This is a genomic window from Mucilaginibacter sp. (genome assembly GCF_028288185.1).
In the GTDB taxonomy this organism is placed as follows: Bacteria; Bacteroidota; Bacteroidia; order Sphingobacteriales; family Sphingobacteriaceae; genus Mucilaginibacter.
Genome location: NZ_JAQBOF010000036.1, coordinates 57,409 through 82,333 on the forward strand (window position 1 = coordinate 57,409; position 24,925 = coordinate 82,333).

Sequence of the window (24,925 nt, forward strand, 5' to 3'; positions counted from 1 at the left end):
TTTGTTAAAAGGTTACATGCGGTAGGTGTTAATTATTGTTAATTCTATTCCCACGCCGTCATTGCTGTAAGCGTAGCGTGGCAATCTCTGCACGATAGGTAAATCGTTAACCTGGCGTATAGAGATTGCCACACTCGTTCCTCGTTCGCAATGACGTGTCGGAGAGAAGAGCGAGGCTACCCAATCATCTCCATCAATTCCTCATCACTAATAATAGGGATGTTAAGCTTTTGTGCTTTCTCTAGTTTAGCGGGGCCCATGTTATCGCCTGCTACCAGATAATTTAGCTTGGCCGATATGCTGCTTAATATCTTACCCCCGTTTTGTTCTATGATGTCTTTTAACTCATCTCTTGACCGCTCAAAAGTACCTGATATGATAAAGGTTTTGCCTGATAATGCTTCGCTGGCTAATACAACTTCTTTCTGCTCGCTTACAAATTGTAGGCCGGCAGCTTTTAGTTTTTCTATTTCTTCACGATGTTTTTCGTTGCCGAAATATTCTATAAGGCTATGGGCAATGCGTTCACCAATTTCTTCAGCGACAATTAACTCATCTAATGTGGCGGCAACCAGGTTGTCAATGTTTTTAAAATGATGGGTTAGCTTTTTAGCAACGGTTTCGCCAATGTAGCGGATGCCTAAACCAAACAGCACTTTCTCGAAAGGCATTTGTTTTGACTTTTCAATGCCATCCAGCATGTTGTTAATGGATTTTTCGCCGAAACGGCCCATCAACTTTAGCTCATCGGCATGCTCATATAGTGTGTATAAATCGCTTATATGCCTGATGAATCCTTTTTGGTAAAGTGTTTCTATGGTTTCATCGCCCAAGCCATCAATATTCATGGCTTTGCGGCCTATAAAGTGTTGCATCTTGCCGGTGATCTGTGGCGGGCAACCTTCGTCATTAGGGCAATAAAACGCAGCTTCGCCTTCCTGGCGCTTTAATGGGGTGCCGCAAGCAGGGCATTGGGTTATATAATCAATAGTAGCTGCCGATGGGTTGCGTTTCTCCAGGTTCACCTCGATGATCTTCGGGATAATCTCGCCGCCTTTTTCAACAAACACCCAATCGCCTTCGTGCAGGTCAAGTCGCAGCATTTCGTTAGCGTTATGTAGGGTAGCACGTTTTACGGTAGTACCTGCAAGTAGTACAGGTTTTAAATTAGCAACCGGGGTTACGGCACCCGTACGGCCTACCTGGTAGGTAACGGCCAACAACTCGGTTTGTACCTGCTCTGCTTTAAATTTATAGGATATGGCCCAACGAGGCGATTTGGCGGTAAAGCCCAACTCTTGCTGTTGGCCATAGCTGTTTACTTTAATTACTATGCCATCAATATCATAACTTAAACCGAAACGCTTTTTATCCCACTCGGCAATAAAGGCCAGTACACCCTCTATATCGCTGCAAAGGCGGCTATGCTCATTAACATGAAAGCCCCAATTTTTAATGGCTTCCAGGCTTTCCCAATGGGTTTTAAATAAGGTGCGTTCTGTATATAATCCGTATAAAAAGCAATCTAAGGGGCGCTTAGCAACCTCGCCCGAGTCTTGCAGCTTTATAGTGCCTGATGCAAAATTGCGCGGGTTAGCGTATGGCGGTTCGCCGTTCTCTACACGTTCTTCGTTTAGCCGTTCAAAGGCTTTAAGGTGCATAAAAACCTCGCCGCGTATCTCAAACTCTTCCGGATAACCGCCGCCTTTTAATTGCTTGGGGATGCTTTGTATGGTGCGTACGTTGGTGGTCACTTCATCGCCTTGTGTACCATCGCCACGGGTAACGGCGCGGGCCAATTTGCCATGTTCATAAGTCAGGCTCATGGACAGGCCATCAAACTTTAGCTCGCACACATACTCAAAATTATCGCCTATGGCCTTGCGTATGCGTTGGTCAAAATCCAGCAGGTCCTGCTCATTATAGGTATTACCTAACGATAGCATGGGCCAGCGATGCTTAACCGTTTTAAACTCCTTGGTAATAAAACCGCCTACCTTTTGCGTGGGCGAGTCAGCATCCAGAAACTCCGGGAACTGTTTTTCGAGCGCTGCAAGGGCCTCTAGTTTTTTATCAAATTCAAAATCAGATATAGCGGGCATAGCCAGTACATAGTAATTATAGCTGTGCTGTTTTAGCTCTTCCGATAGGGTTTCTATTTGTTTTTTTGCTTCTGCCGATGACATGCAACGAAGATAATAAATTACTTGCGCACGTTTTTTAGGAATAAAAAAATTAAACTTTTTTGTTCCAGGGCTGTCTTTACATTAATAATTAACAAATACCATTATGAAAACATTAAGGAGAATTTTATTTGCATCAGCAGCCTTAGTACTGTTTGCTACTGCCGAAAGCAGTGCCCAGGTTTATGTGAGAACCCGTATGGTGCATCACCGTACTGTAACAACCACCCGCCCAGCACAACCATCGCCAGACCATGTTTGGGTTGAAGGCGAATGGACCCCAAGAGGCCGTACTTATGTTGAAAACCAAGGCCGTTGGGAACGCGCACCACGCCCGCATGCCGTATGGACAGCAGGCCATTGGGACCGCCGCCCACGAGGTTATGTTTGGGTATCAGGCCGCTGGAATTAATATCATTTAATTTTGAAGTGTCCGTCCGTGACTGGGGCCTTAGGCTTAGGTACAGGCGGACACTTTTTTATGTGCGGATGTGCATATATGCAGATGGTATTCATAGCCGTGCCTGATTGTGTGATTCCCTCCTAGCGGAGCAACTTTTAATGATTTCAATAGGCTTGAAATATGCGGTCATGCTGCTGACGTGTTCTCGATTGTGCAACACTTTCATTTTAATAAAGAAACGTATTAAATTTTTTGGAGAGAAGGATTAAACTTTTTTACTTTGAGCCTATCTTTGATTTACATTTATACAGCCCTATTATTAAATTATGAAAAAGCTAAAAATAATTTTAATTGCAGCTACCGCGTTAACGTTATTTGCAACTAACAGCAATGCGCAGGTAGTAGTAAAGAAACGATTGGTTGATCGCTATTCATTGTCTTATCGCCCGCCCCGCCCATCGGACAAGTATTTTTGGGTTGAGAGTGAATGGGTGCCGCAAGGAAAGTCTTATGTTGAAGTGCCGGCACATTGGGCCATCGCCCCGCATCCGCACGCGTTATGGGTGCCAGGCGAATGGAGACCCCATAAAGGTGGCTATGTTTGGTTACCTGGTATGTGGAGATAGTTTAACCTAATTTATGGAAGTGTCCGTCTGGTACAAAGCTTATAGCTTTGAACGGACGGACGCCCTGTTTTTAGCATTATAAAATCGTTTTATAATCGTATTATTGCTATAATGAAACGATTATTTACCAACCTTACCTTCCAGGTTATCCTGGCAATTATACTGGGTATTATTGTGGGGCTTTACTTTAAGCCTTTTGCACCTACAGCGCAGATGATTAGCAAAGTGTTTATCAGTTTGATAACGATGCTGATAGCGCCTATTATCTTCTTCACCATTGTACTGGGTATTGCCGGTATGAGTGATATGAAAAAGGTGGGCCGGGTAGGCGGTAAGGCGCTGCTTTACTTTGAGATTGTTACCACCTTTGCCCTTATTATAGGTGTAACCGTTGCCAATATTGTTAAACCCGGCGAGGGCTTTGTAAGCACCGTAAAGGCAGATACCAGCAAACTGGAGGTGTATCAAAAGGCTGCATCCGAGATGCATTGGGGCGATTTTTTGGCGCACATTGTACCATCGAACGCGTTTGCTGCTTTTGCCGCAGGCGATATCTTGCAGATCCTATTCTTCGCAATATTATTTGGTTTTGGGTTAAGCAAAATGGGCGACTCGGGCAAAGTAGCGATAGACCTTTTTGAAAAGCTATCTAAAGTGTTTTTTAACATGATGCACATCGTGATGAAGGTGGCCCCAATAGGCGCTTTCGGCGGGATGGCTTATACCATAAGTACTTACGGCATTAAAACGCTGCAACCGCTGGCTTTGCTGATGGCATCGGTTTATATTACCATGTTCCTGTTTATATTTGTGATATTGAATATTATTTGCCGCATTTATAAATTCAGTTTATGGCAGTATTTAAAACACGTTAAGGAAGAAATACTGATCGTGCTGGGTACTTCATCGTCAGAGTCGGCCCTGCCGGGGATGATGGAAAAGCTGGAGAAATTTGGCTGCTCCAAGTCGGTAGTGGGGTTGGTTATTCCGGCGGGATATTCGTTTAACCTCGATGGTACGACAATATATCTGTCTATGTCGGTAATATTTTTGGCGCAGGTGTTTCATATCCCGTTAACGCTGGCGCAGCAGTTAGGCATCATCGGCATATTAATGATAACCAGCAAAGGCGCGGCAGGGGTAACCGGCAGCGGCTTTATTGTGCTGACATCGACCCTTGCCGCCATAAAAGTTATCCCGGTAGAGGGTGTGGCGATATTGTTAGGGGTAGATAGGTTTATGTCGGAAGCGCGGGCCATCACCAATGTAATTGGTAACGGCGCGGCCACCATCGTCATCGCCAAAAGTGAAAAAGAATTTGATGAGGTGAAGTATCAAACGGCTATTGCAAGGTAGCGTCCGATTGTTTCAAGATGTGTCGGTTCTTTGGCGGACGAATACCGCAGTATTTATCGCGTCATTCCTCGTTTTAATAGAGCTGTATTCCTAGCGGCCATCATCCACCCGCTCAATCGCCGCGGGAAGGCCTTGTTCTTTTCCTTGATGAAAAGAACCGAAAATCAAGTCAGACGATAGGCTTCTTTGCGCTCGAGGCCTTTGCCAGGCAAAGCACGCAGAATCACGGGCTGCAATATTTTTGCCCTGCTTCGCTCGCACAAAGGCAACGCTTCAGCAAAAAGTTGCTATGCCCTTCCCTCGCGCAAGGCCAACATATTCTGCCTGCTTTCACCCGAAGCTTTTCGTCTGACGATTGGGGACAAAACCGAGATCTCGGTATTAGTGGTCAATAAAAAAGAGCAGTGGCCTGTCAGCCCACGCGGCCGGGAGTATGGCCTGCGCGGTGGCAGCGATTGGGCTGACTTGATCTTTTGGTTACTTTTGGATCAAAGCCAAAAGTAACAGCCCTTCCCGCGGCGATTGAGCGGGTGGATTTACACATTGTGCATGCTGTTTGTAAAAATGCACGAACAGCTATATCACACCACCAACAATGCACCACTTTGTAAATTTTTCATCATAACACAAAAAATTCATCCATCAAGACGTTAGCGGGTGGAAAATAATTTTAGCTTTGCGATATAAAAGAAAATCAAACTAATGAGTGTTCTCGTAAATAAAGATTCTAAAGTTATAGTTCAGGGTTTTACAGGTAATGAAGGTAGCTACCACGCATCGCAGATGATAGAGTATGGTACCCAGCTTGTTGGCGGTGTTACACCGGGTAAAGGTGGCCAAACGCATTTAGATCGCCCGGTATTTAATACCGTTGCCGATGCTGTTGCAAAAACCGGTGCCAATGTATCTATCATCTTCGTTCCGCCAGCCTTTGCTGCCGATGCGATAATGGAAGCTGCCGAAGCCGGTATTAAAGTTATTGTATGTATCACCGAAGGTATCCCAACAAAGGATATGATAGCGGTTAAAGAATATTTGACAGATAAAGATAGCCGCTTGATAGGCCCTAACTGCCCCGGCATTATTACTGCCGACGAAAGCAAGAATGGCATTATGCCGGGCTTTATCTTTAAAAAAGGTAATGTAGGTGTGGTTTCAAAATCGGGCACGTTAACTTATGAAGCGGTTGACCAGGTTGTTAAAGCCGGTTTAGGCATCACCACCGCCATAGGTATTGGTGGCGACCCCATCATTGGTACTCCAACCAAAGAAGCGGTTGAGCTGTTAATGAATGATCCGGATACACACGGTATCATCATGATAGGCGAGATAGGCGGCGGCATGGAAGCCGAAGCTGCGCTTTGGATAAAAGCAAACGGTACTAAACCGGTTGTTGGCTTTATAGCAGGTCAGACAGCGCCTCCGGGTCGCCGTATGGGCCACGCGGGTGCAATTGTTGGCGGTGCCGATGATACTGCTGCCGCGAAAATGAAGATAATGCGTGAGTGTGGTATTCGTGTTGTAGAGTCGCCTGCCGAAATTGGTGCTGCTATGGCAGAGGAATTGGCCAAATTAGCGTAAAGCTGAAAGACTAAAGCGGAAAGCTTGTATGTATTAAAATCCTGGTCAGCTTGGCCGGGATTTTTTGTTGTAAGATAAGCGCATAGGCTGTCATGCTGAGGCACTCGAAGCATGAGCGTAAAGGCCCTCGCTCACACTTCGAGTGCCTCAGTGTGACAGCCTTTTGCTTTAGTCAAACCTATGTAAACATCCATTTTAAAAACAAATCGTCCGACTGTTTTGTCGTATATTGTATAGGTAGCGGACGGACATTTATCAATCACTCATTCGCTCAATCACACATTCACTCATTAAAAAGATGGAATACAATCAATTAACGCCCGATGAAGAATGGGTAATATTACATAAAGGCACCGAGCGCCCATTTACCGGCGAATTATTAAATAACAAGGCCGAAGGTTTATACGTTTGCAAACGCTGCGATACGCCGTTGTATACGTCAGAAACTAAATTCGAGTCGCATTGCGGTTGGCCAAGTTTTGATGATGAAATACCGGGAGCAGTAAAGCGCGTACCTGACGCGGATGGCCGCCGTGTAGAAATTGTTTGCGCCAATTGCGGCGCCCACCTTGGGCACGTTTTCGAGGGCGAATATTTAACCCCCAAAAACACCCGCCACTGCGTTAATTCTTTGTCGATGAAATTTGTTCCAAAAGCATAACAAATTTTTTGCCGATAAATTTAATTATTCATTAATAGAGATTTAACATGCTATTAATCACCGATTTCTAATCTCCACAAATAATTTGTTTATAACTTATGCATGATGTGTAAAACTATCACTAACATCTAAAATACGCAACGCATATCTTTGGATTATAAGTTCTTTAAAGCTATCTAAATTATCGGTGATCCTTGCCGATAAAGAAAGAGAAACCATCTGCCAACTAAGCTTGTCGGATGGGCTGATATACACTGTTAAAGAGTCAAAAGAGGGATTTGTGGGGGTGAATGTTTAGAGTAGTTTAAGGTGATAAATTTAGTTTGTCATTTTTTAACAACAACTGCTCGGCGGCATTGTCGGCTAAAATTACCAGGGTTAGGTTAAAGAAAAATTAAGAGGTTGAACATTAAAATATAGCAAAGCGCATGGCAGAAGAAACAGAATTATTATTAAGAGAAAACAAGGATCGTTTTGTTATTCTACCTATTAAGTATCCCGAAATTTGGGAGATGTATAAAAAATGCGAAGCAAGTTTCTGGACCGCTGAAGAAATTGACCTTTCTGATGATTTAAAACATTGGGAAGCAATGAACAGTGGCGAAAAACATTTCGTATCGCACATCCTGGCATTTTTTGCCGCCAGCGATGGTATTGTGAACGAAAACCTGGCCGTGAATTTTATGAGCGAGGTACAATTGCCTGAGGCACGTTGCTTTTACGGTTTCCAGATTATGATGGAGAATATCCACTCTGAAACTTATGCTTTACTGATAGATACTTATATTAAGGACCCTACCGAAAAAGACCGTTTGTTTCACGCTATTGATACCGTACCATGTGTAGGTAAAAAGGCAGAGTGGGCCTTACGCTGGATAAACAACGGATCGTTCGCCGAGCGTTTAATTGCTTTCGCGGCGGTTGAGGGAATTTTCTTCTCAGGTAGTTTCTGCTCTATCTTCTGGTTAAAGAAACGTGGCTTAATGCCGGGCTTAACCTTTAGCAATGAATTAATATCTCGTGACGAAGGTATGCACTGCGAGTTTGCTTGTTTGTTGTATAGAATGTTAGATAACAAGCTATCAAAAGAAGCAGCTACAGCAATCATTACCGATGCGGTTGAAATTGAAAAAGAATTTATCAGCGATGCGTTACCGGTTAGTTTGATAGGTATGAACGCTAAGCTAATGAGCCAGTATATTGAGTTTGTAGCTGATCGGTGGTTGGGCGAATTAGGTTATGATAAAGTATACGGTGCAAGCAATCCGTTTGACTTTATGGAGATGATATCGCTGCAAGGCAAAACCAACTTCTTCGAGAAAAGGGTAGGCGATTATCAAAAAAGCGGTGTGTTAAATAATAACGGCGGCGACAACAAATCGTTCTCGTTAGACGAAGATTTTTAAAATAGTATCAAGTAATTAGTATCAAGTAGTGAGATTACTTAGATATTAAAAAATAGAGAGTAATAATTAATAATGGTTAGTGTCTTGCTACTAGATACTTGATACTAACTACTAATCATTAAATGCCAAGATTATGTTTGTAATTAAAAGAGATGGTAAGCAAGAGTCAGTTAAGTTTGACAAAATAACCGCACGGATTGAGAAACTGTGCTATGGTTTAAATCCCGCGTTGGTTGACCCGGTTGATGTAGCCAAAAAAGTAATTGAAGGCTTATTTGATGGCGTAACCACATCAGAGCTGGATAACCTTGCTGCAGAAACGGCGGCATCCTTAACTACCAAACACCCTGATTACGCGTTACTGGCATCGCGTATTGCAGTATCAAACTTGCATAAAAATACCATCAAATCATTCTCGGAAACAATGAAGTTGTTATACTACTATGTTGACAATAAGAATGGTAAAAACGCATCGTTATTAGCTGATGATGTTTGGCAAATAATTGAGAAAAACGCTGAAGAACTGGATAGCAGCATTATTTATGACCGCGACTTTGGTTTTGATTACTTCGGCTTTAAAACCCTGGAAAAATCATACCTTTTAAAACTGGATGGTAAAATAGCCGAGCGCCCGCAGCATTTATTTATGCGTGTATCAATTGGTATCCATAAAGAAGATATTGCAAGCGCTATAAAAACTTATAACTTAATGAGCGAGCGTTGGTTTACCCATGCTACACCAACGTTATTTAACGCGGGTACGCCAAAACCACAAATGTCGTCATGCTTTTTGTTAACCATGAAAGATGATAGTATAGACGGGATCTATGATACTTTAAAACAAACTGCTAAAATTTCGCAAAGCGCAGGCGGTATTGGCTTAAGCATCCACAATGTGCGTGCAACAGGTTCATACATCAGCGGTACTAACGGTACCAGCAACGGTATTATCCCAATGCTGCGTGTGTTTAATGATACTGCCCGTTATGTAGATCAGGGTGGTGGCAAACGTAAGGGTGCCTTCGCTATCTACCTGGAGCCTTGGCATGCAGATATCTTTGAATTTTTGGACCTGCGTAAAAACCATGGTAAAGAAGAAATGCGCGCACGCGATTTGTTCTATGCCCTTTGGGTAAGCGATTTGTTTATGCAACGCGTTGAGGCTAACGAGGACTGGAGCTTATTTTGCCCGCATGAAGCACCAGGTTTAGCAGATTGCCATGGTAAAGAATTTGAAAAACTATACAAACGTTACGAGAAAGAAGGCCGCGCCCGTAAGGTGATAAAAGCACAAGAACTTTGGTTTGCTGTATTGGATGCCCAGGTAGAAACCGGTACCCCTTACTTGTTATATAAAGATGCGGCCAACGCTAAATCAAACCAGCAAAACTTAGGTACTATCAAGAGTTCAAACTTATGTACCGAGATTTTAGAGTATACCTCTGCTGATGAAATAGCTGTTTGTAACCTGGCGTCATTAGCCTTGCCACGTTATGTACGTGAAGGTGCTTTTGATCACGAGAAATTATACGAAGTGACTTATCAGGCTACCTTAAACCTGAACAAGATCATCGATAATAACTACTACCCGGTTAAAGAGGCCGAGTATTCAAACTTGCGCCACCGCCCTATTGGTTTAGGTGTACAAGGTTTGGCTGATGCTTTCATATTATTGCGTATGCCGTTTGAAAGCCCTGAAGCTAAACAACTAAACATAGAGATCTTCGAAACCATCTACTTCGCTGCCATGACCGCGTCTAAAGACTTGGCTATTGCTGAAGGAGCTTACGAAACCTTTAAAGGTTCTCCATTATCAAAAGGACAATTCCAGTTTGATTTGTGGAAAGTAAAACCTACAAGCGGCCGTTGGGATTGGGAAAACCTGCGCTTAGATGTAATGAACCATGGTGTGCGTAACTCGTTATTAGTAGCGCCAATGCCAACTGCGTCAACTTCACAGATCCTGGGTAACAACGAGTGCTTTGAACCATATACCTCAAACATCTACACCCGCCGTGTATTAAGTGGCGAGTTTGTGATTGTAAACAAACACTTGCTGCGCGATTTAGTAAACCTTGGTTTATGGGATGGTAGCATGAAAGATAAGATCATCACTGCAAATGGTTCTGTTCAGGATATCGCCGAAATCCCACAAGAACTGAAGGACCTGTATAAAACTGTTTGGGAGATCAAGATGCGCGATATCATTGATATGGCTGCTGATCGTGGTGCTTACATTTGCCAATCGCAATCGCTTAACTTGTTCATTAATTCGCCAAATGCTTCTAAACTGACTTCAATGCACTTCTACGCATGGAAGAAAGGTTTAAAAACAGGTATGTACTACCTGCGTACACAAGCAGCATCGCAAGCGGTTAAATTTACAGTCGAAAATCAAGGCGGTAAAAATATGGAAGCAGTAATACCAGAAATAGTTAACCAGGTAGCAGACGAAATACCTGCCGGCCCATCTTGCTCAATGGAAGAAGGCTGCGTGACTTGCTCGGCGTAATTTAATCGATAGACCATAGTAAGACCATAGTTCTTGTCAAAAGAAGAAATTCAACTGACAATGGCTATGGTCTTTTTGCGTTATATTTGTTATAATGTCACCATGGACTATCGACTATGGTCCATGGACTATAAATGACCAAACACGAAATAATATCATGCGACCGTTGCGGAACCGACATTGAATGTAAAGCAAACGCTTACACCAAATGCCAATGCAGCGTGGTGCAGTTGAGTTTAAACGAGGTGCAATACATCAGTGAGAATTATGAGGGGTGTATGTGCGCGGCGTGTTTGCTGGAATTGCAGGAGGAGTATAGGGAAGTGATGGGGATAAACGGATAGGCAATTGTTTTGTTAAAAGATTGAATATTAATTATCTTTGATTTATGACAACAATAACCATAAAAGTTCCCGGTAATACTAAGGCGAAATTATCCGCTTTCGTTAAGGAGTTGGGTGGAGAGATCATTTCTGTAACTTCAAATAAATCATCAAAAAAAGCCAAACTTTTAGATGAAATAAAAGCCGGGTTAAAAGAAGTAAAAGATATAAGGGACGGGAAAGCAAAGTCGTACACCATGTCTGATCTTTTGAATGGAGAATAAAGTTCGGTTAACGGCTTTCTTCTTGAAAAAAGCCAAGCGCCTTGTGAAAAAATACCACACGCTGCAAAATAGCTTAAAGCAACTGGAGCAAACACTTATCCTAAATCCTAAAATAGGGGATAGTTATGGTTCAAATATCTACAAAGTAAGACTTGCCGACCAATCCAAAGGAAAAGGCAAAAGTGGAGGTTTCAGGGTTATTACCTATGTAATTGAAGAAACTACCAAATCAACAAATATTTATCTGATAACTATATTCGATAAGTCAGAAGAATCATCGATTGATAAGGCGGACATCAAACAAATATTAGTATCTGAAGGATTGTTGTAAATATATTATGTCAACCTTTTCTTTAAAACTACATTGCGATTTTGATCACCACTATTCTGTAATAATACAGGATGATGGCCGCGTTGCTTATGCTTATTTGTATGAAGGAGAAGATATCATCGGTGATGTTTGGCTATATAACCAACAACAAGCCCCGGCTATCTCTTTTTGGAGAATAGAAGATATGCCGTTTTTAAATCCAACCGAATACCTGTCAAAAGATGCCTCAATAAAACCAATACAAGACGAGAGTGAAGTTAGGTGCGAATGGACAGAATCGTTAAATGATGGGTTGATAGAGGTTGGTATTTATATAAGGGATAAATTCATCGCGTCGATTGCTTCCGGTTCCAAACCGGGGTGGTCGGTATTGGTGGCTAAAGATGGACCGTTGGCGTATGTATATTAACCCTATAAAAGCAAGGCTGTCACCCTGAGGCACTCGAAGGGTGAGCGTAAAGGCCTTTGCCCTCATGCTTCGAGTGCCTCAGCATGACACCCCTTTGTTTGGGTAAAAAAAGCCGCACGAATTTCTCCGTACGGCTTTCTATTAAACTGAAATTATTAACTAACAGGCTGCCTGCTAAAAATTTCGCGGGCAGCTTTGGCGGCGTCAACCATGTTTTGCAGGGCGACTTTAGTTTCTGGCCATTTACGGGTTTTTAGGCCGCAATCCGGGTTAACCCAGATGTTGCCTACAGGTAACAGGTCGGCAGCTTTTTCAAGCAAGCTCACCATCTCCTCAACAGTAGGCACACGTGGCGAGTGGATATCATAAACACCCGGGCCTATTTCGGCAGGATATTTAAAATCAGCAAAGGCTTCTAACAATTCCATTTGTGAACGAGATGTTTCAATGGTGATCACATCGGCATCCATATCGGCAATGTGCTTGATTATGTCGTTAAACTCGCTGTAGCACATGTGGGTATGGATCTGCGTTTCGTCTTTAACGCCTGCGGCCGAGATCCGGAACGCTTTAACAGCCCAATCAAGGTAAGTCGCCCAATCCGCTTTGCGTAAAGGTAAACCCTCGCGTATAGCGGGTTCATCAATTTGTATCACTTTAATGCCTGCCTGCTCCAATGCAACCACCTCATCGCGTATAGCCAAAGCTATCTGGTTGGTAGTAACAGAGCGCGGCTGATCATCGCGCACAAAACTCCACTGCAATATAGTAACCGGTCCGGTTAACATACCTTTCATTAACTTATTAGTATTGGCTTGTGCAAAACTGGTCCACTTAACGGTCATATCTGTCGGGCGGCTTACATCACCATAAATAACCGGCGGCTTAACGCAACGGCTGCCATAGCTTTGTACCCAACCATTTTTGGTAAACAGAAACCCGTCCAGTAATTCGCCAAAATATTCCACCATATCATTACGCTCAAACTCGCCGTGTACCAACACATCCAGGCCAATTTCTTCCTGCCAGCGGATGGCATCGATGGTGGCTTTGGCTATTTCGGTATCATATTGATCCTGGTCAAGTTCACCTTTTTTCAGTTTGGCACGTAGCTGGCGGATATCATCCGTTTGCGGGAAAGACCCAATGGTAGTTGTAGGGAAGAGTGGCAGCCCAAAAGTTTGCTGCTGTATTTTCTGTCTTTCGGCAAATTTGCTAAGGCGATCAGCATCCGCATCGGTAATAGCGGCGGTGCGTTGTTTAACATCCTGCTTATGGATAAGTTGGGATACATTCCGACTTGATATAGCTTTTAAATTTTCCAGTAGCAAGTCATTATTACCCTCAATTATCAGGGCCAACTCATTAACCTCATTTAGTTTCTGTCTGGCAAAAGCCATCCAGTTTTTAATTTCGGGGTTTATGGCGGTTTCCAGGTCAAGATCAAAAGGTGTATGCAGTAAGGAGCAGCTTGGCGCTATCATCACCCTATCGCTGCCAATAGCGGCTATGACGTTTTTGATATAGCCGATGGAACGTACATAATCATTCTTCCAAATATTGCGGCCATCAACCACCCCTAATGACAGGATCAAATTATCAGGCACCAAACTCAATACTTTATCCAATTGCTGCGGCGCTCGCACCAAGTCAATATGCAAGGCGTTTATAGGTAGACTAAGTGCCAGCGGCGTATTTTCATGCAAACTCTCGAAGTAAGTTGCCACCATCAGGTTTAACCCGCCAGTAGCTTTTCTTATTTCTTTATAAGCATAAGTGTAGGCATCCTTTTCTTTTTGTGTAAGATCAAGCGCCAGGAAAGGCTCATCTAATTGCACCCATTCGGCACCGTAACTTTTTAGTTTCTTTAGGATCTCGATGTAAACCGGTACCAGGTTTTTAATGAGATCGATCTTTTCAAATCCTTGCTCTTTTTCCTTTCCCAATAATAAGTACGATACGGGACCGATTAGAACCGTTTTTGGATTGCTGCCGATAGCCTTTTTAGCCAGGTTAAATTCCTCAAACACTTTGTCAGAGAATACCCTGAACTGCTGATTTGCGGTAAACTCCGGCACAATGTAATGGTAATTGGTATCAAACCATTTGGTCATTTCCATAGCGGTAATGTCCAGGCCGTCTTTTTGGTAACCGCGGGCCATGGCAAAATACAGGTCGATCTCGCTATTATCCGGATTTTTACTTAGTACCTGCGTGTACCGCTGCGGGATAACACCTAACATCAGTGAGGTATCCAGCACCTGGTCATAATAGCTAAAATCATTGCAGGGGATAAGGTCGATGCCGGCCTCTTGCTGCAGTCGCCAGTTTTGCTCGCGGATGGCGCGGGCGGCTGCAAATAATTCTTGTTTACCGGTTTTTCCGGACCAGTATTGTTCACTGGCTTTTTTGAGTTCACGATTGGCGCCCACACGTGGGTAGCCGAGATTGTTTTTGAGCATACGCATAAAACTTTTTTGGTTAAACATTAATTTGACTTAATGCTCCTTACGGTTTTCGGTATGCTTTCGTGGAAATGGTAATAAAAGACACGCGCAGAAAAATATACGGACATACAACACCCATAAAAATTCCTTTTTGTGCTCTGACTACTGCTTCAAAACGCGAAAGCATTGTCTTAAACAAATGGCAAGTATCCTGGCTTGTAACGTTGGTGCCGTCCTTCTCATCCGCGTTTGGCGGATAATGGACATTTTGGAGTTAAGGCATCAACCTATATATGTTACTTACAGTTGCGCGACAGCCCGTGATTTACACACGGTTCCTTTTTAATCCCGGTCATCATAACCGGGAACCTATCTGTTGAAATAAAGTAAAGAACTTGGGGCAAATATAGAGAAGTTAATATCAAAACAACATATATAATATGCTATGCCTTTAAAATAAGGAAGATAGATCTTGCATAAAATGACAGATAAATTTTATATTTGATTGCTCAATACCTATTAACGGCATCAAGTAAAACCGACAAACCTTGCAATTGATATGAATACTCCACTTACTTTTTTTAAAAATCTGTTCCTGGCAACCGGCGTTATCTGGTTTTTCAGTGCATTGGCAATCATTATTTTAAACCTTAATTTTGGGCCAAGAGAAATAGTGTTTACGCTGATCATTCCGTTGGCTTATGCTGTGGTGAAATTGTTTGACAGGGTGAAAGGGTAGCAAATATTTGGTAACAAATGGGGCTATCGGAGACGCAGATAGTTTCCCTAAATATACCTCGCCTGCATTGCAAGATTTAATCTTAATTTTGAGGAATAATGGCGTCCGCAGAAAATAATTATATCCTGGTAATAAATGGTAAACCTGAGGGGCCGTTTACCATTGATGGACTCAAACAGCGCCGGATAAAACCCGGTGATTTTGTGCGAACCGATGCCATGAACGATTACAAAGAGGCTCATGAAGTTGCAGAGCTGCGCCAATTGTTTGGTTTTAAGGAACAGGTGTTTCTGCAATACTTTGCCGCTTTTGATCAGCGCGCGACAGCCGCTGTGTTGGATTGGTTTTTTGTTTCGGCAGTGTGTGTTATTCCAGCGTTCCTGGTATCGATATTTATTACCGACAGGACGATCGGGCTTGGCCTTGCCGCTAGCCTGCTGATAATTATACCCGTAATGAATTTGATCTACCACATTATTATGGAAGGATCAGCAAAACAGGCTACTTTCGGCAAGCAGATATTAAAAATAAAGGTTTGCGATATGCAGGGCAAACCCATAAGCCGCAGCCATGCTGTCGGTAGGAACTTCGCCAAAGTATTTTCTATACTGACCTTATTTATCGGCTACTTGTACGCTTTTTTCAATAAACAGCAGCAATGTTTACACGATAAAATAGCGGGGACGTTGGTGATAAAGGATAGGTTGTAAAACATCCAACTAAGTTTATAACTTAGACTTAAATTATAAACCAATGAAATACCTGTACCTGATCTGCGCGCTGTTTGTCGCTACTACCACAAAAGCCCAATCTGCCAAAGACACGCTTTTACTTGCCGACCCAACCATATTTTATGAGGACGGACAATATTATCTGTACGGAACAAGCAGTAACAAAGGTTTCCCGGTTTATCAATCGTCTGACCTGGTGAATTGGCACGGCCCGACAGGAAAAGGAGAAGACGGCCATGCATTATTAATGGGCGATAGCTACGGAACGTCAAAGTTTTGGGCGCCGCAGATATTTAAAAATAAAGGCAAATATTACATGGCATACGCCGCAAATGAAGATGTAGCGATAGCCGAAAGCGACAGTCCGCTAGGCCCTTTCAAGCAAAAAACTATTAAAGCTGTATCAGGGCCCGTGCACCAGATAGATCCTTATATTTTTAAAGATACTGACGGTAAATTGTACTTGTATTTTGTACGGTTGCAAAAAGGTAACCGGGTATTTGTCGCGCCGCTAAAAGACGACCTGTCTGACATTGATACGGCCAGCGCTAAAGAGTGCGTTAACTCAAGCCTGCCCTGGGAAACTACGGCACATACCAAATGGCCTGTTTGCGAAGGCCCGACAGTTATTAAACATAAGGGCTTGTACTACCTGCTTTATTCAAGCAATGATTATCAGAATATAGATTACGCTATAGGCTATGCAACTGCAACCTCACCAATGGGGCCGTGGACAAAGAATCCAACCAACCCAATCATCGACCGCCATTTGGTAGGATTTAACGGCACCGGCCATGGCGATGTATTTACCGGCAAGGGTGGGCAATTGTATTACGTTATGCATACTCACTACAGCAACACCAAGGTGCAGCGGCGTAAAACGGCCATTATCAAACTATCCTTTACCAAAGATAAACCTGCGGCTTTAGTAGCTGATAAAGACAGTTTCCGGTTCCTGGTTAAATAATTAGGCGCTTAAAATTGCCGCGGCATAGTCACGGCATTTTAAAACTTCCTTAACATCGTCTGATCCGGCTGGGATCTTATACTCCAGCTCTATGGTCGCAGGGAACTTGTAGTGGTTCTTTTTCATCAGCAACAGTACATCTTTTATTGGGGTATCGCCTTGTCCCCACTCTGTATTGGGGCCGTTGTTAACTTTACGGTCTTTGATGTGCATGCTGGTTATGCGGGCATGGTTCTTTTCAATAAACTCAACAGTATTGGTGTTGTTGCCGGCTATATAATGGCCAATGTCCAGGTTAATACAGTTGTAATCAGATTGGCTCATGGCGGTATCCCACAAAGTAGGCGTGGCCTGGGTATGCGCATGGTAACCTACACGCATTTTATGTTTGGTAGCTATATCGCCAATGCGTTTGGTTTGGGCATCGCTTTCGGGCATTTCGCAATTGCAGTGGCTTGCACCCAATGCTTTGGCGGCGTTAAAAGCATATTCTATCTCTTCGTCAGTATTGTTAACGCCGAAAACTACGGGTTTGTAAGCATAAATGGGAACGCCCGCGTCTTTATATTTTTTGCCAATCTCTTTAAAAATATCCATTGATACCGTAGCGCGCCATTGGGCCATTGCTTTGCCAAAGTCAGCACCCGACTGTCCCGCCACACGTTTTGGCGCACCTGCACTTAACTCTGTCGCATCACCTCTTAGCTCAACACCGCTGATGTTGTCTTGTATACAATATTGCAGCATATCTTCGGCAGTAACATTTTTCATGTGGCCGTAAGAGTAGGTGGTTACACCTATCAGCACACCACCAACCAGCGAATTTGGTTTATCGGCCCCGCTAAAAAAAGATTTTGCGAAAGATGTTTTAGGCAGGATCAATGTCCCGGCGGCTGCAACTGCGCTGCTGCCAATAAACCGGCGGCGCGATAGGTGATTTGTGTTCATGATGCTTTGTTATAAATGGTTAGGCCAAATTAATAAAATTTAATAAGATATGCTATTTGCTGTAGTGATATTGTTACTTGTATAGTCATGTTGGGTGACAATGACCACAGGCTGACATGGTTAGTTTGGTTCTGTTTCCAGGAAAGCTCTTAGTTCATTGTCCAACTCATTTAAATAACTTTCTTTGTATTCAATGTCTAATAATTGTACAATTAGATGGGCTGTATTAACAATTAATATAAATGTTTTTTCATAATAGGGAAAATCAATAGACAGCTCGCTCAATGTTATTCGGTGTGTTTGACCACTAAAATGCTGGAATTGTGAAAAATACTTAAATATTTGTAATAGCATTTCATGGGTTGCAAATCCTGCCATTTTGATTCTTTCGATCTTTGCGGATTCTCCAATAAGTTTATTGGTTTGTTTTAAATTAGAGATTAAGATAGGATTACTGGTTGACCTTAATAATCGGTTGTTTTTTATCTTTCCACTGGGTATGTCGAATAATGAAGAATAATCTTTTTGTATTTGCTCTAATTGTTCCTCTAAATTGAAAGAATTATCAAGATTGTGTTCTTCATTTTCAGCGCATTCAGATTTTACAATTGTTATTATAGCATCAATAAAGTCTCTTTCAAGTATATCTATTTCGTTTTTTAATGTTTTTTGTTCTATGTCATTTATGTCTATGAAACTATGTAAGTAAAGAATGTTAATAATATCATCAATTATAGATCTGTAAATTACATTTATGGTAACTTTATATCTAACATCCTCAATTAATTTTAATATTAAGTCGTTAAGTGATTCTAGGTTTAATCGTATTTTGATCAATAACTGAGCAAAAACCCAATAATTATTTCCTTGATCGCGATGATGAATTTTAGGGAGAAAATCTTTTAAGATGTTTAAGGTTTTAGCCTGAAAATCATATAGGCGAAAAATATTATTATGACTTATCATTTTTTTACCTAGTAGTGCATCAGAATTATAATTAAATAAAACTTCTGGTTTTGTACTAATTAAAACAGACCATAATAGATTTTTATGTACTACGTCAATCATTTTAAATCTAGCTAATCGCAAATGTTTAAAATGCCAATCTAAAGGTTTATGACAATCAATATAATTGTTAAAAGCCCACGACTTTAGTTCTATTTCAAAAGGAATAATATTAGGTGATTTTTGAATCAGATTTTGAATTTCTTTATCATATATTCTAAAAATATCAATCGTGATATCTGAGAAAAGGAATACGCCGTTTGATTTTAATAAATCATACACTTGTCTATATAAACTTAATTTTTCATGCACATACCTAAGTAGATCAAAAGCGATCACCATTTCGAAACTATTTTCGTCAAAATCGAGATTGTCAATTTCTTTCAAATGGTAATAAATATTGGTCTTGGCTTTAAATATCTGCTGAAGAATATTTAATATATTTTGATCAAAGTCCACAATGTGAATTTGTGATTTTGGAAAGTTATTTAAAACATCGTTTACTATATTTTCATCATTGCTAACCACAAGCAAAATTCTATTTGGTGTGAAATTATCGGGTAAATATGTTATCAATTGCTTAAATATTTCGCTACCATTAGGCAACGAATCATTTATAACGTCATGAAACATTAACTCCAACTCATCTGATGATGGCTCATTAATCATTTTGTAATTTACGCATTATCTGTTTATTAAATGGAAATTCCTATTCCACCGCTGTCTGAAGTTTTTAACTTCAAACCACTACGCCTGTTAGTGCTCAATTTTTTTCAGACAGTAAAGGATAGTATCACCCAATATAAAATATACATTCGTTTTATTATCCGGTATCCTAAAGCCGAAACCAATTATAATATGAGAAATAAAACCTGTATACTGCTTTTAGCAATTGTTAGTTGTTTGGTTAGTGGCAATGCTATCGCGCAAAACACTAAATCATCAACCACCAAAAAATATGATGTCGCGGCATTTTTATACCCGGCTTACGCCAATGACGACCCGCGCCTACGTCCGTTTTGGCCCGCAGGCAACGGCGAATGGGAAACCGTAACCACTATGCAGCAACGTTTCCCCGGCCATTACTGGAACCGCAAACCCGTTTGGGGGCCTGTAAATGAAGCCGACCCAACTATAATGGATATGGAAATTAACGCGGCCACTAAACACGGGGTAAACGTTTTTATTTTCGACTGGTATTGGTATGATGGCCGTCCGTTTATGGAGACAACGTTGGATCATGGTTTCCTGAAAGCCGACAACGTAAACAAAATGAAGTTTTACCTGATGTGGGCCAACCATGACGTATTGAACCTTTGGGACACCCGCCTGAATAAGTATAACGAAAACAATGTGATCTGGACCGGCAGGGTAAGCCGAGATGAGTTTGAAAAGATCTGTAAACGCAATATTGAAAAGTATTTTAAACTGCCGCAATATTATAAGATAGACGGCAAGCCGGTATTTATGATCTATGATGTTCCGCAATTAATTGCAGGGCTGGGTGGGATAGAGCAAACCGTAGCCGCGCTAAAATGGTTTAAAGAAGAAACTAAACGCGCGGGTTTCCCGGGGTTAGAGTTGCAGTTAACCATGTGGTCGCAAAATACCAATTACAGTGGGTTTGATGGCAGTAAAGCTAAAAACCCCGAGAATGCCTTTGTTAAAAAACTGGGCTTTACCAGCGCCACGCATTACCAGTTTGTGCATTTTATGAATCCCAATGATGACTATATGAACATCATGGAAAAGGTGAAAAAAGAATGGGCCCGAATTGATACCGCGTACCAACTAACCTATTATCCGCATGTTAGTATTGGCTGGGATAATAGTCCGCGTACCGGCCAAAGCCCGGTTATGAAAAACAATACACCTGCAAACTTTGCCAAGGCTCTGCAAATGGCTAAAGATTATGTAGACGCGCACCCAAAACAGGCCCCGCTTATCACCATAAACAGCTGGAACGAGTGGACCGAAACCAGTTACCTGGAACCTGATAATGTGAATGGTTACGGGTATTTGGAAGCGGTTAAGAAGGTGTTTGGGGGTGATAAGTAAATCAATCTTTTTTGTCATTCTGAGCGGTAGCGAAGAATCTTGTAAAACTGATCTGTATGCGCCAAGCAGTGGCTACCTTTCGGGCATATAAGATTCTTCGCTATACTCAGAATGACAAGTGATTAAGGTCTTTTCCGCTTTCATTAACTTTTCATCCTAATTTCTTATCTTCGCTGCCCGATACGGATTGTATAAAAGTTTATGAAATTATTAGAAGGAAAAACCGCGTTAATAACCGGAGCGTCAAAAGGAATTGGACGCAAGATTGCCGAGAAGTTTGCCGAGCATGGCGCTAATGTGGCTTTTACTTATTTATCGTCTGTTGAAAAAGGACTGGCCCTGGAGCAGGAACTGCAAAGCTTTGGCACACAGGTTAAAGGCTACCAAAGCGATGCCTCTAAATTTGACGAAGCGGATAAACTGATCAATGATATTATTGCCGATTTTGGCACCTTACATATCGTAGTAAATAACGCCGGTATTACCAAAGATGGTTTGCTGATGCGTATGACCGAACAGCAGTGGGACGATGTTTTAGAGGTTAACCTAAAATCTGTTTTCAACATAACCAAAGCGGCATCAAAAATTATGATGAAAAACCGCGATGGCGTGTTCATTAACATGAGCTCGGTTGTTGGGGTAAATGGTAACGCGGGGCAGTCAAATTATTCGGCATCAAAAGCCGGTATCATCGGTTTCTCTAAATCAATAGCTAAAGAGTTAGGCTCGCGTAATATCCGTACCAACGTTATCGCGCCGGGCTTTATCCGTACAGAAATGACCGAGGTTTTAGACCCTAAAGTGGTTGAAGGCTGGGCAGCATCTATCCCGCTTAAACGTGCCGGCGAAACTGAAGACGTAGCTAACGCCTGTGTTTTCTTAGCATCTGATATGGCAACTTACATCACTGGCCAGGTTATCCCGGTTGATGGTGGAATGTTGTAGTTAGTGATTAGAGGTTGGTGATTAGTGATTAGTTAAAGAGGGGTGTCATGCAGAGGCTCTCGAAGCATGCGGGCAAAGGCCTTGCTAAAACATATTTAAAACAGCATATTTGGTATACAGATATGCTGTTTTTTTATGGGAAGATTTTTACTTTTTATTGGTGCGATAATATTATTGGGGTGCCATGATCCTAAAAAGGATTATCCAATCCCCAATAAAAAAGATATTAATGAAATTGTAAGAACGGTTATCTCACAGCAAACTGTTGTAACCAGGTTTGATTCAACGGGAATGGCTATAACAGGAAAGCCTGGTAATACCCATTTTAATTCGTTGGATAATTTTCCCTTAAATATCGATTTAAGTAGGCCTTGGAGTGCGGATGATCTATTGCTTAACCGTATTGACGGTGAAAACCTTTTTAACCAGTTAAGGAATGCTGGCTTTATGAAAGCGGATTCATTATATATTCTTTTTCAATGTCATCTTCCAAAGGGGATAAAAATTGACACTATAAAAATGCCAAACACTACATTTACCAGCGAGGCTAAAATAAACATTATAAAAAAGAGAGGTAAAAGAGAGCATTTTTACTGCTATTATTATCAAATGTCAAGACCCTTGTTTTCTTTAGATCAAAAACAAGCTTATGTAATGTTAGATAGTTATTACAATTATATGGCGGCACAAGGCTATGCTTTTTCTTTAAAGAAGATAAATGGAAAGTGGAAAATTATTTGGCAAGGTATAACATGGATGAGCTAACGCTTATCAACATTATTACACTAAACATTCACAATATTTTTGCATTTTGCAATGACAACGTAAAACGTATTACGTAACACGTTCAACCTATTAAAATGCTGTTATTTTCAATTACCTGGGGGGCTGTTTCTGGATGGTGGACGTTGGTTTGCCTGCTGTTAGGCGTGCTGTATGCCTGGTTAATGTACCGGCAGCCAACCAACCTGGCCGATAAATTTAGGTACGTGCTTTCTGCTTTTAGGGGTATCGCGGTATTTTTAATAGCGTTGCTGCTGGTGTCGCCGTTGGTGCGGTCTACCAATTATCAGCCGCAAAAACCGTTGATTTTAATAGCGCAGGATAATTCTGCATCTGTAAAACTATTCCCGGCTAAATCGACTTTAAAAGTCTCCCCTACCGGGGGAGATTTAGAGGGGGCTGGGGCTTTTGTCGATGAACTAGGCAAGCTTAAACAGCAACTGGGCGATGGCTACGATGTGCAGGAATTTAATTTCGGGCATGATGTAGCTAATGGATTATCAAAAACATTTAACGCCAAGCAAACCAATATAGCCGCTGCACTGCGCCAGTTAAATGACCGATTTGTTAACCAAAATATAGGTGCCGTAGTATTGGCAACTGACGGCATGTACAACCAGGGCGCCGACCCGCAATACGAAGCGCGTAACTTTAAAACCAACATCTACACCATAGCTCTGGGAGATACCATTGCTAAACGCGACTTGCTGATAGGCAATGTAAACTATAACAAAACCGCGTTGTTAGGTAATGATTTCGAGATAGAGATATTGGCCCAGGCCTGGCAAAGCAAAGGCGAAACCATGCACCTAAGCATTACCGAAGATGGCCGCCAGGTAAACTCACAGATTATCCCGGTGAGCAATGATGCTTTTAAAAAGATACTAACAGTTAAATTAAATGCCGATAAAAAAGGTATCCATAAATTTAATATCAGCATAACGCCAGTTAAGAATGAACTGTCTACCCAAAACAACTCGGAGACTATTTATGTAGAGGTGCTGGATGCCAAACAAAAGCTATTGTTGTTATATGATGGCCCGCATCCGGATATCAGCGTGATAAAACAGGCTATTGAGGCTAATAAAAATTACGAGTTAAAGACCAGCCTGATGTCGGACATGGGCACTTTAAAACTGAGCGATTATAGCTTAATTATACTGCACCAGCCATCACCGGCAACTTTTACCGCGTTGAAGGATCTGGTAACCAAAGGCAAAACACCAATATGGTATATGCTGGGCGCCCAGGCTGATGTTTTAAACTTTAATATGGTACAAAAACTAACCCGCATAAGTGCCGCCAGATTAGAGATGCAGGAAGTATTTGCGCAGCCGGTGCCTGATTTTTCATCATTTATCTTATCAGATTCCACCCAACAAAAAATAGCTAAGATGCCGCCCTTGCTGGCGCCATTTGGCAGTTATACCTCATCGGCAACAAACGGTGTTTTGTTTAAACAGAAGATAGGCGCGGTGCCGACAAGTTATCCGTTACTTTTATTTGGTGATGACGCGGGCAGGCGCATTGGTGTTTTTACCGGCGAGGGCCTATGGCGCTGGCAACTGGCCGAGTTTGAAATTTATGGCAATCACCATGCTTTAGAAGAATTATTTAGCCAGAGCGTACAATACCTTACCGCCAATGCCAACAGGCAGCGCTTTAGGGCTTACCCGTCAAAAAATATTTTTGATGAGGGCGAGAACGTACTGCTAAATGCCGAGCTATATAACGATGCACTGGAACTGGTTAATACACCCGATGTACGTATAGAACTTAAAAATACCGGGGGCAAAAACTACAGCTTCTTAGCTACCCGCAACGGACAAAGTTACCAACTGGATGCAGGTACACTGCCAGTAGGCGAATACACTTATGCGGCCACCACCAAACTGGGTGCCCGCCTGTTTAATGCCAATGGGCAATTAACGGTAAAGCCGCTTAACCTGGAGATCCGCCAAAGTGCGGCTAATCACCAACTATTAAGAAACCTGGCTAAGCAAAGTGGTGGCGAAATGCTACAGCCATCGCAGATCAATCGTTTGGCTGATCTGATCCGCAAGAACGAGAATGTTAAAACCCTGGTATACGAAGACAAACATTACAGCGACATGATAGATGTTAAATGGATCTTTGCGCTGATAGTGGTTTTACTGGGTGTCGAGTGGTTTTTGCGCAAGCGCGAGGGTGAGGTGTAATTTAGCGGCAACGATTGCATAGTTTTAAT

Annotated in this window: 23 protein-coding genes and 1 riboswitch; of the genes, 19 read left to right on the forward strand and 4 right to left on the reverse strand. The window is 42.0% G+C overall.

The features are described from left to right. Positions 1–176: 176 nt before the first annotated feature. Complete coding sequence (ligA, locus tag JWQ34_RS16165; protein ID WP_299358940.1) at positions 177–2,186, reverse strand: NAD-dependent DNA ligase LigA; 2,010 nt, start codon at positions 2,184–2,186, stop codon at positions 177–179. Positions 2,187–2,289: 103 nt separating this feature from the next. Between ligA and JWQ34_RS16170 the strand changes: the two genes are divergently transcribed. The 12 genes from JWQ34_RS16170 to JWQ34_RS16225 all read left to right on the forward strand — a co-directional run bounded on the left by JWQ34_RS16170 (position 2,290) and on the right by JWQ34_RS16225 (position 12,075). Then, entirely contained in the window at positions 2,290–2,595 is a 306-nt protein-coding gene (locus JWQ34_RS16170; RefSeq protein ID WP_299358942.1) for a hypothetical protein, read from the forward strand. Between the two features lie 317 nt (positions 2,596–2,912). Then, complete coding sequence (locus tag JWQ34_RS16175) at positions 2,913–3,212, forward strand: hypothetical protein (RefSeq protein WP_299358944.1); 300 nt, start codon at positions 2,913–2,915, stop codon at positions 3,210–3,212. Between the two features lie 111 nt (positions 3,213–3,323). Further along, on the forward strand, positions 3,324–4,568 hold the full coding sequence (dctA, locus tag JWQ34_RS16180; RefSeq protein WP_299358946.1) for a C4-dicarboxylate transporter DctA: 1,245 nt from the start codon (positions 3,324–3,326) through the stop codon (positions 4,566–4,568). Positions 4,569–4,769: 201 nt separating this feature from the next. Then, complete coding sequence (locus JWQ34_RS16185; protein ID WP_299358948.1) at positions 4,770–5,072, forward strand: hypothetical protein; 303 nt, start codon at positions 4,770–4,772, stop codon at positions 5,070–5,072. Between the two features lie 198 nt (positions 5,073–5,270). Next, positions 5,271–6,149 carry a succinate--CoA ligase subunit alpha gene (sucD, locus tag JWQ34_RS16190; protein ID WP_299358950.1) on the forward strand — a complete coding sequence of 293 codons (879 nt, stop codon included), beginning with the start codon at positions 5,271–5,273 and terminating at the stop codon, positions 6,147–6,149. Positions 6,150–6,447: 298 nt separating this feature from the next. Further along, the gene (locus JWQ34_RS16195; RefSeq protein WP_299358952.1) at positions 6,448–6,810 is read left to right on the forward strand and encodes a methionine-R-sulfoxide reductase; all 363 of its coding nucleotides are present in this window, start codon (positions 6,448–6,450) and stop codon (positions 6,808–6,810) included. A 428-nt stretch (positions 6,811–7,238) separates the two neighbouring features. After that, positions 7,239–8,216: a ribonucleoside-diphosphate reductase small subunit gene (locus tag JWQ34_RS16200; RefSeq protein ID WP_299358954.1), complete on the forward strand. Its 978-nt coding sequence runs from the start codon at positions 7,239–7,241 to the stop codon at positions 8,214–8,216. Between the two features lie 133 nt (positions 8,217–8,349). Next, positions 8,350–10,728 carry a ribonucleoside-diphosphate reductase subunit alpha gene (locus JWQ34_RS16205; RefSeq protein ID WP_299358956.1) on the forward strand — a complete coding sequence of 793 codons (2,379 nt, stop codon included), beginning with the start codon at positions 8,350–8,352 and terminating at the stop codon, positions 10,726–10,728. A 134-nt stretch (positions 10,729–10,862) separates the two neighbouring features. Continuing rightward, a complete protein-coding gene (locus tag JWQ34_RS16210; RefSeq protein ID WP_299358958.1) occupies positions 10,863–11,072 on the forward strand; it encodes a cysteine-rich CWC family protein in 210 nt (69 codons plus the stop codon). A 44-nt stretch (positions 11,073–11,116) separates the two neighbouring features. After that, positions 11,117–11,335 carry a hypothetical protein gene (locus JWQ34_RS16215; protein ID WP_299358960.1) on the forward strand — a complete coding sequence of 73 codons (219 nt, stop codon included), beginning with the start codon at positions 11,117–11,119 and terminating at the stop codon, positions 11,333–11,335. Then, a complete protein-coding gene (locus JWQ34_RS16220) occupies positions 11,325–11,666 on the forward strand; it encodes a type II toxin-antitoxin system RelE/ParE family toxin (RefSeq protein ID WP_299358962.1) in 342 nt (113 codons plus the stop codon). Before JWQ34_RS16215 ends, JWQ34_RS16220 begins: the two co-directional genes overlap by 11 nt. 7 nt (positions 11,667–11,673) lie before the next feature. Beyond that, complete coding sequence (locus JWQ34_RS16225) at positions 11,674–12,075, forward strand: hypothetical protein (protein ID WP_299358964.1); 402 nt, start codon at positions 11,674–11,676, stop codon at positions 12,073–12,075. 155 nt (positions 12,076–12,230) lie between these two features. Here JWQ34_RS16225 and metE read toward each other — a convergent pair whose 3' ends face one another. After that, entirely contained in the window at positions 12,231–14,537 is a 2,307-nt protein-coding gene (gene metE / locus JWQ34_RS16230; RefSeq protein ID WP_367278641.1) for a 5-methyltetrahydropteroyltriglutamate--homocysteine S-methyltransferase, read from the reverse strand. 168 nt (positions 14,538–14,705) lie between these two features. Then, positions 14,706–14,910: riboswitch (cobalamin riboswitch) on the reverse strand. A gap of 171 nt (positions 14,911–15,081) precedes the next feature. Between metE and JWQ34_RS16235 the strand changes: the two genes are divergently transcribed. The 3 genes from JWQ34_RS16235 to JWQ34_RS16245 all read left to right on the forward strand — a co-directional run bounded on the left by JWQ34_RS16235 (position 15,082) and on the right by JWQ34_RS16245 (position 16,959). Continuing rightward, positions 15,082–15,261, forward strand: a complete 180-nt coding sequence (locus JWQ34_RS16235) for a hypothetical protein (RefSeq protein WP_299358968.1) — start codon at positions 15,082–15,084, stop codon at positions 15,259–15,261. Between the two features lie 98 nt (positions 15,262–15,359). After that, positions 15,360–15,971, forward strand: coding sequence for an RDD family protein (locus JWQ34_RS16240; protein ID WP_299358970.1), 612 nt, complete (start codon positions 15,360–15,362; stop codon positions 15,969–15,971). Positions 15,972–16,014: 43 nt separating this feature from the next. After that, complete coding sequence (locus JWQ34_RS16245; RefSeq protein WP_299358971.1) at positions 16,015–16,959, forward strand: glycoside hydrolase family 43 protein; 945 nt, start codon at positions 16,015–16,017, stop codon at positions 16,957–16,959. Here JWQ34_RS16245 and JWQ34_RS16250 read toward each other — a convergent pair whose 3' ends face one another. Together JWQ34_RS16250 and JWQ34_RS16255 are read right to left on the reverse strand one after the other, a co-directional pair. Beyond that, on the reverse strand, positions 16,960–17,907 hold the full coding sequence (locus JWQ34_RS16250) for a TIM barrel protein (protein WP_299358973.1): 948 nt from the start codon (positions 17,905–17,907) through the stop codon (positions 16,960–16,962). It lies immediately after the preceding gene. Between the two features lie 120 nt (positions 17,908–18,027). Next, entirely contained in the window at positions 18,028–19,581 is a 1,554-nt protein-coding gene (locus JWQ34_RS16255) for a class I SAM-dependent methyltransferase (protein ID WP_299358976.1), read from the reverse strand. Positions 19,582–19,611: 30 nt separating this feature from the next. Here JWQ34_RS16255 and JWQ34_RS16260 point away from each other — a divergent pair, with 30 nt between their 5' ends. From JWQ34_RS16260 to JWQ34_RS16275, 4 genes are all read left to right on the forward strand, one after another. Then, a complete protein-coding gene (locus JWQ34_RS16260) occupies positions 19,612–20,970 on the forward strand; it encodes a glycoside hydrolase family 99-like domain-containing protein (RefSeq protein ID WP_299358978.1) in 1,359 nt (452 codons plus the stop codon). Positions 20,971–21,171: 201 nt separating this feature from the next. Beyond that, positions 21,172–21,915: a 3-oxoacyl-[acyl-carrier-protein] reductase gene (gene fabG / locus JWQ34_RS16265; protein WP_299358980.1), complete on the forward strand. Its 744-nt coding sequence runs from the start codon at positions 21,172–21,174 to the stop codon at positions 21,913–21,915. 135 nt (positions 21,916–22,050) lie between these two features. Continuing rightward, entirely contained in the window at positions 22,051–22,680 is a 630-nt protein-coding gene (locus JWQ34_RS16270; RefSeq protein WP_299358982.1) for a hypothetical protein, read from the forward strand. Between the two features lie 95 nt (positions 22,681–22,775). Beyond that, positions 22,776–24,896: a hypothetical protein gene (locus JWQ34_RS16275; protein ID WP_299358984.1), complete on the forward strand. Its 2,121-nt coding sequence runs from the start codon at positions 22,776–22,778 to the stop codon at positions 24,894–24,896. Positions 24,897–24,925 lie beyond the last annotated feature (29 nt).